2 protein-coding genes are annotated in these 13,606 nt (G+C 40.5%); both read right to left on the reverse strand.

Annotated elements, in window-relative coordinates; all coding sequences use genetic code 11:
• Window positions 1-12,894, reverse strand: a 12,894-nt coding sequence (locus tag HMPREF1040_RS02545; RefSeq protein ID WP_007392357.1) for an ESPR-type extended signal peptide-containing protein, incomplete at its 3' end; no start/stop codon positions are given.
• Between the two features lie 112 nt (window positions 12,895-13,006).
• A partial coding sequence (locus HMPREF1040_RS02550; protein WP_007392356.1) for a lyase family protein occupies window positions 13,007-13,606 on the reverse strand: 600 nt, incomplete at its 5' end.

Genomic DNA, 13,606 nt, shown 5'->3' on the forward strand with positions numbered 1-13,606 from the left:
GCCAGCACCGAAGGTAATGCCATCTAAGCCTTTAAGCTCTTTCGCTAAGCGAAGAAGTAACCCTTTAGCACCATTTGCTTCAACACCAATGTTGTCATCTTGACTCAACTTAGCTTTATCAGTGATACCACCAGTGACAGCAAGTTGTTCATTCAATTTCAACTTATCTTCAGTGCCAAAGTCACCCATGAACTTCATACCATCATTCATAGTGGCTAATTCGTTAGTTTTATCGCCATCCTTAACGACAATTCTAGTAGTACCATCTTGCCCATCAACACCAACAGTGCCATCTTTTGTAGTAATATTGACAGCATTCTTACCGTCTTTACCCTTCATATCGATAGAACCGTCTTGACCGTTCAATGTAACACTATTGCCGTCTTTGCCAGTAACGCCCATCTTGCCGTCTTTACCGTCAAGAGCGATGACATTTTTCTTATCCTTATCATCGGTAGCACCAGTAATCGTTGTAATTCCATCTTTACCGTTGATCGTAACAGACGCGCCATCTTTACCATTAGCACCTTTTGGTCCTTGGGCACCGATTGTGCCGTCTTTCGCGTTCATGGTAACAGTTGTGCCGTCTGCACCTGTACCGCCAATCGTACCGTCTTTACCATTCATGGTAACAGTTGTACCGTCTGTGCCTTTAGCGCCCACTGTACCATCTTTACCATTTACTGTAACGGTTGTGCCATCTTTCGCCTTGCTTTCGATCTTACCATCTTTACCGTCAATAGTAACCTTTTCACCGTCTTTACCATTGACAGTCACCTTGCCATCTTTGCCAGTTTGTCCAGGTTGTCCTTCTTTGCCGACTTCGATGTCATCTTTCAAAGAATAGGTAACTTTCTTAGCATTCTTATCCAATGTGACTTCAAGACTATTACCTGCAGCAAATTCGACAGTTTCTTTCTTATCTTGACCTAAAGCAACGTTAGCTCTGTTATCGGCTGTATCTTGACCTACCAAAATATCAAAACCTTGATTTGTCTTGTACAATTGACTACCATTGATAGCTTCTTTACTGTTTTCAGATACATCGCCAGCTTTTACATTCTTGATAACTGTGCCATTTGTATCGCCACCTAAGGTAATAGAATTTTTGTCGACTTCACCAGTATCTTTTTTATCATACTTAACAGAGAAATCATCGGTAGCAGTTGCTTTATCTAAGACTTCCTTCAATTGTCCTTGGCTCGCTGCCTGATCCGCTTTCATTTTAGTTAAATCAGTTGGCAATTTTGTATTGGAAAGTCCGGTAATTACCTTATTTTCTCCATCTACAGTGATGCTGTCTGTACTACTCGATGGACCGAAGGTCATTTTCTTGATATTTTCGATAGTCTTCGCATTGCCGTCAATCTTCATTGGATTTGTTTTATCTTTACTATCAAAGGTAATACCTTCCAAATCAGAAAGGTTCTTCGCTAAGCGTACGACCAGTTTTGCATTTTTATTATTTTGATCATCTACTACGGATTCAACACCAATATTATTGTCAGTTAAATTCGTGACTTTATTCCCTTCTTTTTCCGCAGCCAAACCGCCAACGATATTCACTTGATTATTTAATTTCACGCCTACGGCTGTACCGCTGTCGCCCATAAATTTGAGTCCGTCGTTCATGGTTGCCAATTCATTGTTCTGGTTACCATCTTTAACGATAATTCTAGTTTCGCCATCCTTACCGTCAAGACCTACTTTTCCATTTCCGGTAGTAATATCTACCTTGTTCTTACCATCTTTACCTTTGATACCGATGGAACCGTCTTTACCGTTCAACGTAACGCTGTTGCCGTCTTGACCATCAGCACCTTTTGGACCTTGAACGCCAATCGTGCCATCTTTACCGGAAATAGTAACGGTATTTGTCTTACCATCAGCACCTTTTGGTCCTTGAATGCCGATTTCGCCATTTTTACCGTTGATGGTAATTTTTTCGCCATCTTTACCATTGACAGTGACTTTACCGTCCTTACCTTTTTCTCCAGCTTTACCAACTGAAACGTCATCTTGTAAGGAGTAGGTAATCTTCTTACCATCGCGTGTAATAGCAAGGCCGTTTCCGGCATCAAAACCGAAGGCATCTTTTTCATCTGCCCCTAAGCCTACATTAAAGGTATTATCTGTCGTCTTATCTTTGATATATACGTCAAAGCCTTTATTGGTCTTGTCCAAATTGTTCGTTATATTCGTAACATTTTGGTTGGTCTTATAGAGTTGACTACCGTTAATGGCTTCTTTACTATCTGCTGCTACCTTTCCATTAGCTACGTTCTTTATAACGGTACCGGCATCTCCTCCTTCCAACGTAATGGAGTTTTTATTCACGGTATCGCCATTTTTATCATATTTCACAGCATAATCAGTGAATTTTTTATTCGCTGTATCTAACTCAGATTTCTTCGCCACATCTTTAATCGTAACCGTTTCGGTTTTAGCCGGATGCTTCTTATCTTGTACGGTCAATACAATTTCATTATGATCAGTAACACTATATTTCTTATCTGTTTCCGCTTCATTACCAATCAAACGATAATCACTCATGGCATTGGCATTTGTCTGTACTTTATCGGCTAATAATTTCAACTGTCCTTGGCTCGCTGCTTGATCGACTTTCATCGTACTTAAATCATCAGGCAAAGTCGTATTAGTAAGTCCTGTAATTGTACTTACATTACTGATTGTCTTCGCATTGCCGTCAATCTTCATCGCTGTATCACCGGTGCCTAATGTAATGCTGTCCAAACCTTTGATTGCTTTAGCCAAACGGAGTGTCAATGTAGATGTGCCGTCTGCAATAACGCCGATGTTATTATCTTGACTCAGTTTTGCATTGTCTGTAATTCCACCGGTAACAGTAAGTTTCTGATTTAACTTCAACTTATTAACTGTACCACTATTATCACCGTCAAATTGCATTCCGTCATTCATCGTTGCCAATTCGTGCGTCTTCGTGCCTTCTTTGACAACAAGACGTGTATCTCCATCTTTACCGTCAACGCCGACTTTACCGTCTTTCGTGGTAATTTGTACTTTATTCGTACCGTCTTTACCTTTGATTCCGATTGAACCGTCTTGACCATTCAAAGTGACACCGTTGCCGTCTTTTCCGTCAACGCCCATTGTACCGTCTTTACCGTTTAAGGTAATAGTATTTTTCTTACCGTTTTCATCGGTAGCACCATTGATAATCGTAGTACCATCTTTACCGTTGATCGTAACAGACGCGCCATCTTTACCGTCAGCACCTTTCGGTCCTTTCGCACCAATTGTACCATCCTTACCGTTTACTGTAACGGTTGTACCATCTTTCGCCTTGCTTTCGATCTTACCATCTTTACCGTCAATAGTAACTTTTTCACCGTCTTTACCATTGACAGTCACCTTGCCATCTTTGCCAGGTTGTCCAGGTTGTCCAGGTTGTCCTTCTTTGCCGACTTCGATGTCATCTTTCAAGGAATACGTAATCTTCTTACCGTTTTTGCTGATTTCAAGACCATTTCCGGCATCAAAACCGAAGGCATCTTTGTCATCTGCCCCTAAACCTACGTTAAATTTATTGGTATCGGTATTTTCTTTGATATATACATCAAAGCCTTTATTGGTCTTTCCTAAATTATTCGTTACATTAGTAACATTTTGGTTGGTTGTATTAATTTCATTGGTTAAATTATTTTTAACTTCATGTAATTGACTACCGTTAATGGCTTCTTTACTGTCTGCTGCTACTTTTCCATTAGCTACGTTCTTTATAACGGTACCATTTGTATCGCCACCTAAGGTAATAGAATTTTTGTCGACTTCACCAGTATCTTTTTTATCATACTTAACAGAGAAATCATCGGTAGCAGTCGCTTTATTCAAAACTGCTTTCAATTGACCTTGGCTCGCTGCTTGATCATCTTTTAATTTGCTCAAATCAGTTGGCAATGTTGTATTGGAAAGTCCGGTAATTACCCTTGTTTCTCCATCTACGGTAACACTATCGGTACTACCATCTTTACCGAATGTCATTTTCTTGATATTTTCGATAGTCTTCGCATTGCCGTCTATCTTCATCGGAGTCGTCTTATCTTTACTGTCAAAGGTAATGCTTTCCAAATCAGAAAGGTTCTTCGCCAAACGGATCTTCATCTTCGCATTGTTACCATCTGTTTCATCTACAATGGATTCTACGCCGATGTTATTATCAGTCAAGTTGGTAATGGTTTCATGATCTTTAACTATTTTAGCGCCGCCAACGATATTCACTTGATTATTTAATTTTACGCCTACCGCTGTGCCATCATCGCCTTTGAACTTCAACCCATCATTCATGGTGGCTACTTCGTTCACATGGTTGCCTTCTTTAACGATAATACGGGTTTCGCCATCCTTACCGTCAAGTCCTACTTTACTATCTCCAGTGGTAATAGTAACCGCATTTTTACCATCTTTACCATTCATGCCGATGGATCCGTCTTTACCGTTCAATACAACCGAGCTACCATCTTTGCCATTTGTTCCAATTGTACCGTCTTTACCGGAAATAGTAACGCTATTCGACTTACCATCAGCACCTTTTGGTCCTTGAATGCCGATTTCACCGTTCTTACCGTTAATAGTAACTTTTTCGCCGTCTTTACCGTTGACAGTGATTTTGCCGTCCTTGCCATTGTCTCCAGCTTTACCAACTGAAACGTCATCTTGTAAGGAGTAGATAATCTTCTTACCATCGCGTGTAATAGCAAGGCCGTTTCCGGCATCAAAACCGAAGGCATCTTTGTCATCTGCCCCTAAACCTACGTTAAATTTATCGGTATTATCTTTAATATATACATCAAAGCCTTGGTTTGTCTTGTACAATTGACTGCCGTTGACAGCGTCTTTACTAGTTTCAGTGACACTACCAGCACCTACATTAGTAATAATGGTGCCAGTAGTTTTATCACCTTCCAAGGTAATGGAATTTTTATTAACCTTATTTTCCGGTGTTTTATCATATTTAACTGCATACTCTTCAAACTTAGTGTCGGCCTTATCTAAATCAGATTTCTTCGCTACATCTTTAATCGTTACCGTATCTTTATTTTTCGGATGTTTAATATCTTGTACGGTCAATACAACTTCGCCATCATCCTTCACACTATATTTCTTATCTGTGGCAGTTTCATCTTGTACCAATCGGTAATCGGCACTGTCATCGATATTCTTTCCAATTTTAGACAACACTTCTTTCAATTGTCCTTGGCTTGCTGCTTGATCATCTTTTAGATCTTTCAAATCTGTCGGCAAGGTCTTGTTGGAAAGTCCCGTAATAACTTTCTTTTCACCGTCCATAATTAAACTATCTGTACTATCCGCTACGCCGAATACCATTTTTTTAATACGACTGATTGTTTTGTTCGTGCCATCAATTTTCATTGGTGCTTCTGCATCACCTAATGTAATGGTATCAAGACCTTGAATATTTTTTGCTAAGCGAAGGGTTAATGCTTTCTTCCCATCAGCGATGACACCGATGTTATTGTCTTGACTTAATTTAGTAGTATCAGCGATACCACCGGTGACAGTAAGTTGTTCATTTAATTTCAACTTATCTTCAGTACCAGCATCGCCCATGAATTTCATACCATCGTTCATGGTTGCGAGTTCATGTACCTTTGTCCCTTCTTTAACCACAAGACGAGTCGTACCATCTTGGCCATCAACACCAACAGTACCATTTTGTGTGGTAATGCTTACTGCATTCGTACCATTTTTACCATTCATGCCGATAGAACCGTTTTCGCCATTCAATGTAACGTTACTGCCGTCTTTGCCGGTAACGCCCATTTTGCCATCTTTACCATTAAGGGTAATCGTATTTTTTTGATTATTATCGTCAGTCTTACCTTCAATAGTGGTGATACCATTCTTTCCATCAATAGTGACAGAGGCACCCGGCTTGCCATCTTCACCTTTGCCTTTAGCAACAATGGTTCCGTCACCGTTCATCACAACAGTCGCACCATCTTTACCTTTAATGCCTACAGTGCCATCTTTGCCGTTCATCGTAATCGTATTCTTTTTACTTTCACCATCTTTGGCACTTTCAATGGTCACATTGCCATCTTTACCGTTAATGGCAACTGTTTCACCCTCTTTACCATGTACAGTAAGAGATCCATCCTTACCACCTTGGCCTTCTTTACCGACAGCCAAATCATCTTTCAAGGCATAGGTAATCTGTTTATCCTTTTGGGAAACAGTAAGGTTGTTACCTGCCAAGAAGCCAAAGGCATCATTTTTCTTTTCATCACCTAATTGTACAGTGAACTTGTTGTCAGCTTCATCGTTATTAACATACACATCGAATCCGCGTTGTGTCGATTTTTCAAAGTCTGCTAATTGACCTTGTGTCGCTGCTTGCGTTCTGTCAAATGTGGCGTCGTCCCGTTTATCTTTCGGAGTCCATGTCGTATTAGACAAGCCGCTGATAATTTTCTTTTCACCGTCCACAACCAAACTGTCTTGGCTGTCAGGTGCACCGAATGTCACTTTCTTGATGTTAGAAATAGACTGATTTGTACCGTCAATTTTCATCGACGTGCCGTCTTTTCCGAATGTAATTGTTTCCAAATCTGTTAGATTTTTAGCCAATTTTACATTCATCGTATTCTGTGCAGGATCTACAACTACGCCGATGTTGTTGTCACTGAGTTTTGTTACATCTGCGCCACCCTTAATCGTAATATTCTGATTTGATCCGCGATGAAGTACGTTTGTATCCTTTTCATGGTCATCATTTTCGCCCCATGTAGAATCATCTCCGGCGAAATGGAGCGGACGTGTCAATTGATATAATTGACTACCATTCACTGCGTCAGTGCTTGTGGCTGCCACCAATCCGGAAGCTACATTTTGAATACGGCGTTCATTTCCTTTTGCGCCCACTGTGACAACACCTACCGGTTTGGTACCTGCAAAGGCATAGCCATAAATGGAATCTTTCGTATAGTCTTTATTCGTAGCAGATAGTGTTTCATCTTCGTTGTATGCAGCATTATCGCCCAAATATACAGACTTATCCAGCGTAGTCGTAATATGGTTACCTAAGACTTGCACGTAATCATTATGTACTTTGTTGTTATTCCCCATGACCTGTGCGTCTTTAACCGCTTCCGAAACCTCTTTAGGTATGTCTTGACCTTCAGTCCCCTGTTCTGTGATATTTTTAATGATTCTAACCTCGTTAGCATTACCTATAATCTGTGTTCGATTTGCCGCTATCTTACTATTCGCATTACCCATAATTTGAGCATTAACTGTAACTCCCTCTACTTGAATGTTTTTATACCCGAAAAGAAGAGACTGTGTTCCTGCTACATTACTATTTTCATCGCCGATAACAGAGAGTTTTTCACCATCAATAGCGCTATTCGTATTGCCGATAACGTGGCCACTCTTCGTAGAAATCTTCGTATTACTATTCCCTAAAATTTGTGCCTGCGCCGCAGAAATAGACGCGTTTTCATTACCGATGAGTTGTGTATCTTCTGCTGCTGCTGTAACCTCTTTATTCTTATTCCCTAAGACGGTATTGCGGTTCCCCGTAATGTTATTATTTTCATTACCGATAACGCGTTGATCTTCACCGGACACATTCGTATTGGTAAAGCCGATAACATGAGTTTTCTTACCGGTAATAGTGTCATTGAAACTACCCAACACTTGTTGATTAATGCCGGCAATTGCCTTATTCGAGAAGCCGATAACATGACCATTTTCAGTATTAACACCGGTATTGGCATTACCGAATACATTGGATCCCTCTCCAGCAACCTGTGTGTTATCATTACCGATAACTGCTAAATTAGAACCACTTACCTCATTACGTTCACCCAAGGTTTTTACAGAATTACCACTGATTTTGTTTTCATTGCCCAAAGTGGTTGTATTATTACCTGTAATCGTATTGGTAGCACCTAATACACCGGAAAGCGTATTACTATTCGTTAATTTATTGTTACTCCCTACAAGGAATGTGGATGTGGTTTCTACTAATTCATTCGTACTACCGGTAACAAAGGAATTATTAGTTCTTGTTAACTTATTATAATTACCTACAATGTGATTATCTTGACCGCGCTCAATCCCCTGGTACTCCGTTTCTCCGTCTAATCCTTTAAGCGTCTTAAATTTAGACACCATGGTATTCTGATTACCGAGAACGGTAGAATTTTCATCGGTAATACCTAATTCTAAGGGTCTTGCAATACTATCCAATACATTTTTACGATCATCATCTGCCAAATTCATGTTGTCATTCCCGATGACATATGTATTATCTCCGGACACACCATTACGCGTACCCATTGTGCCAGATTCTCTGCCCAATGCCGTATTGTGATTGCCGATAGCGATCGCTTTATCACGAAGACTCCATGATTCATGCCCCAGAGCTATGCCTTCCGCTTGATGAGCTTCTGCCAAATGCCCGATAGCAATGCCATTTTCACCATAAACAGTAGCTAAATACCCCATGGACAGAGCATAATCTACCCCTTTATTGTTTACTCCTTCTTTTTGATATTTTTTTCTCGTCATCGCCCGAGTACCGATGGCCATACTATAATTGCCTTCTGTCTGTGCACCTGCACCAATGGCTACATTATAACGATAGTTAGAAAATGCTTGCGTCATAATCGGCTGTACTTCTTCAGTCGTGCCTTCTAACTGTGATTTATCCCCTTCATGCCAATAACCTGTACCAATAGCCAAACTACCGTCGCCTTGTGCTTGAACATAATTACCCATAGCGGCACTATTTTTAGCACTTGCCACTGCAGCTATACCAAATGCTGCCGAATTTTCACCCGTAGCACCTTCATTGGCGAAATTGCCCTTTGGCGTTAATGAATGAGTAGAAAAATAATGCCCCATTCCTTTTTCTGTATATTCTTTAAGTTGTGCTAGGTTAACGGCATCACCCGCATGCACACCCTTTGCCACATTGTGAATGGCCGTACCTGTTTTTTCATCCCCCGGCTGTAACGTAATGCTAGGCGTTCCGCCAATTAATGCCGGATCATAATGAATTCCTGACTTAAACGCATCTCCCTGTGCTTTTACATTAATATCATTAATTGCCTGTTGAATTCCTGCTTGCAATTGTCCCAGGGTAACCGCATCATTATCATCCACCGCATCTGCCACATTCGTCACCCGCCGAAGAACATGTTCTCCCTTGCTGCCCACAGAAACAACCTTTTGTTCCGCCGTTGAATTTGTATAACGGGCATGTTTATCTTTCACATCTTGTTCGTCCGCTATTGAGCCTGAACCAATCGCCACATTTCCGGCCATTGCCTTAGATCCAGTACCTAAGGCTAAGGAACTTTCCCCTCTCGCAACAGCATTAAACCCAAAAGCCTCTGAACCATTGCCCAATGCTTGTGCTTGATAACCTACGGCAGTACCGTTGTTAGCTGCTAATGATTCACTCCCGATAGCCGTAGATTGAACCAAACGAATTGCTTCTGAATCTTCAGCAATACGTGGAATTTTCATTTTCTTTTCCTTAGGATGTGTTGGATCCACCTCGGTTCCCGGAACCGGTTCCTCTTCATCTTGCTCCGGCTGCGTCACCGCTTTTCTGAAATTTGCATGATAGCCGATAGAAACGTTCTTACCCATGGATTCTTCACGTTTCCCGATAATATTTCTGCCGGCTTCAGATCCGATGGAAATATTGTAATTGCTCTGTACATTACCGCCGCTCTTATAGCCAATAGCAATATTTTCCAACCCTTCCAAATTGTTACCGGCTTGATTACCGATAATAACATGCGAAGCTGCCAACGGAATCGTACCGGTCTTTTTCATGCCAAGACCGGCCTGATTACCGATAGAAATAGTGGAATCAGACATACTCTGTGCGTTATGACCGATAGCGATCCCGTCAATACCGCTGCCAAGCCCATCAATTTTCATTTCTCCATCCATAGCGGGCGGATCGATATATTCTCCCACCTGTGCACCTTGACCGATAGCAAGACTCCCTGTCATAAGCGATTTGGCACTATGTCCCAATGCCATCGTTTCTTCTGCATAAGTCTGACTTTCTGCCCCGATAGCAATGGCATTCTTATTAGTAGATACAATCTTAGCAGCATTACCGATGGCAATGGCACCTTCAGACTGTTCAAGAATCTTCGCCGCTGTACCGATGGCGATGGTATTACCATTTTCCTTTTCATCAATTTTTACGCCATTACCGATACCAATGGAGTTTTCACCACCTGCTGTAAGGCGCCCTTCTTCTCCGCCGGCGGCAATCCCAATCGCACCTTTACCTGAAGTTGTGCTCACACCGATGGCCATAGAATCAGCACCTGTTGGATTTGCATCGTGCTTATTATCCATGCTAGTACGGAAATATCTAAATCCCAATTGACCAGTTTCACCAAGATCTAAGCCTAAATTTTTCTGCCCGGCCTGCTGTCCGGCTACTCTTTTATTAATAAACTCTTCAAGTTTCTTGAAATTAGCATCTGTTTTCTGCTGATTGTTAGCCACCGTCTGATTTGTTGCATTAATTTCTCCCTGCAAAGTTCTTTGTACACCGGAAATCTGACCTGACAATGCTGTCTTTGCATCGCCTACGTCTTTATTTATTTTACTCGTCAAATCCGTTTTAGCTTGATTCAAATTTTGGTTGGTGGTATCAATCTTTCCTTGCAAATCATTTTTGACTGTTGTTAACGCAGTATCGGCATCTTTTTTATTGTCGCCAATTACCTTTTCCAAATCAGATTTAGTCGTATCAATCTTACTGGACAATTCACTTTTTGCTGAATTTAACGCAGTATTGGCTGCATCTTTATTATCGCTAATTGTCTTGTTTAATTCTTCTTTCGCTTTTGTTAACGCCGTATCAGCCGCTTTTTTATTATCGCCAATCACCTTTTCCAAATCAGACTTAGTCGTATCAATCTTAGTGGACAATTCACTTTTTGCTGAATTTAACGCAGTATTAGCCGCGTCTTTATTGTCGCTAATTGTCTTGTTTAATTCTTTTTTAGCTGTTGTCAACGCATTATCTGCCGCTTCTTTATTGTCGCTAACGGTCTGTCTAAGATTTTTTATATCATCTTTATTCTGTTTGATATCTTTTTCGTTTTGTGATACACGACCTTCTAAGGCTTGATTGGTTTTACCAATTTCTTCTTGTGCTTTCTTTATTTTATCTTCTAAATCAGTCTTGGCTGTACCAATATCTGTAGTGATTTTACTTTCCAAAGCAGATTTAGTGGTGTTAATCTTATTAGATAATTCATCTTTTGTATCGGTAATTGTCTTATTTAACTCAGTTTTAGCCTCCTTTAGTGCATTTTCAGCAGCTGTTTTATTGTCACCAATGGTCTTATTTAATTCTTTTTTAGCTGCTTGTAACGCAGTATTGGCCGCTTCTTTATTATCGCTAACGGTCTGTCTAAGATTTTTTATATCTTCTTTATTCTGTTTGATATCTTTTTCGTTTTGTGATACACGACCTTCTAAGGCCTCATTAGTTTTACCAATTTCTTCTTGTGCTTTCTTTATTTTTCCTTCTAAATCGCTCTTTGCTGCCCCGATATCTGTAGCAATTTTCCCTTCCAAAGCAGACTTTGTGGTATCAATTTTCCCGGACAACTCATTTTTTGCACTCGAAATGTCATTGGAAAGCGCTTGCTTTGCTTGATCCAATGTTCCGCCTTGCTTCGTAATATCTTCAATAGCTTTTGTATTTTTACCGATTTGGTCTTTATTCGCAGCGATATTTCCTTCGTTGGTCTTTACTCGTCCTTCCAGGGCCTTATTTGTTTGACCGATATCTTCTTGTGCTTTCTTTATTTTCCCTTCTAACTCAGTCTTTGCTGTACCAATATCTGTAGTGATTTTACTTTCCAAATCAGATTTAGTGGTATCAATTTTCCCGGACAACTCATTTTTTGCACTCGAAATGTCATTGGAAAGCGCTTGCTTTGCTTGATCCAATGTTCCGTTCGGTTTTGTGATATCTTCAATAGCTTTTGTATTCTTACCGATTTCTTCTGTGTTTTTACCAATTTGGGTTTTATTGGCTTGAATTTCTCCGGCATTCTTTGCAATGGCGTTCTTATTTGTATCCACTGCACCGCCGGTACTTGTCAACTTTTGAACGGCATTCTGAATAGCCGTGTCTAATGTTCCGCCTTGTTTCGTAATATCTCCAATGGCTTTTGCGTTATTGCCTATTTGGTCTTTATTCGTTTGAACATCATTCTTGATTTTCGCAATGGTTCCGTCAGGGCCATTTAATGTAGCTAATGCCTGTGTATTAGTAGCAATCGCCGATGTATTTGTACCAATTTGGGTTTTATTAGCCTTAATCTCTCCGGCATTCTTTGCAATGGCTCCACTATTCGTCCGTTGACTCTCTTGAAGTCGCTGCATCCCTTGTCCCGTCGCATCCAACATCGTATTAACCTGCGCAATCGTTTGATCCAATGTTCCGCCATCTTTCGTGATATCGTTAATAGCGTCTTTATTTGCTTTCACTGATGCTTCAAAATTTTTCAACGACTGATCATAGGCACCTAATGCCGTGCTATGTGCCTTAATTTCTTTTCCCTGTGCTTGAATAAGATTTTGTTGAGTAGCTAATTGCTCCAATATTTCTTGAATCCGCTGTTCCAAAGCCGGATTATTCTCATTTGGCCCTGCCGCATACGAAGAAAACGTTCCCATACCGCCTAGACAGCAAGCAATACAAAGAGCTAGACGTAACGTGTGTTTTATATGCACAGACCGTGTCGTTTTCCCCCCGTGTTTAACCAGTTCGGAAACGACCTGATACATCCCCTTTGATCGATTAAAAATAACCTTATAAATACGATTCATCTAAATACCTCCTAATATTCACTACACAGACATACGTAACATTTATAAACAAGGACTAACCTTTTTACTCTACTTTAAAAATACATGTTGCGATACTTCTATATTCTCATAATCAAATATGTGCTAATTTTTTAACGTCCATCAGCTTATCAAAAACTTCCGGAGCAATCCCTTCTTCTAAGGCGACTTCTCTTAAGGTCATACCTCGTTCTGCTGCTTTTTTCGCAATAGAACAAGCCTTATCATAGCCAATTTCCGGCACTAACCCCGTTACTAAAATAAGAGAATTATGCAAATTGCGAGCAATCTGTTCCTCCTTTGGCTGAATACCTATAATACAATGATCCGTTAAGGATATGATGGCATCACTCAATATACGAATAGATTGATTCATATTATAGGCTATCACCGGCATAAACACATTTAATTCAAAATTACCTTGTGAGGCCGCCATTCCTACGGTTACATCATTTCCCATCACTTGTACTGCCACCATCGTCACGGCTTCACATTGTGTCGGATTAACCTTAGAGGGCATAATTGAACTACCCGGTTCATTCGCAGGAATCGTAATTTCACCAATGCCACAACGTGGACCGGAGGCTAACCAGCGTATATCGTTGGCAATTTTCATGAGATCACATGCCAGGGCCTTTAACATACCATGCACAACAACCAATTCATCTTTACTGGCAAGTGCCTGGAATTTATT

Source organism: Megasphaera sp. UPII 135-E (genome assembly GCF_000221545.1).
GTDB lineage: Bacteria > Bacillota > Negativicutes > Veillonellales > Megasphaeraceae > Megasphaera > Megasphaera hutchinsoni.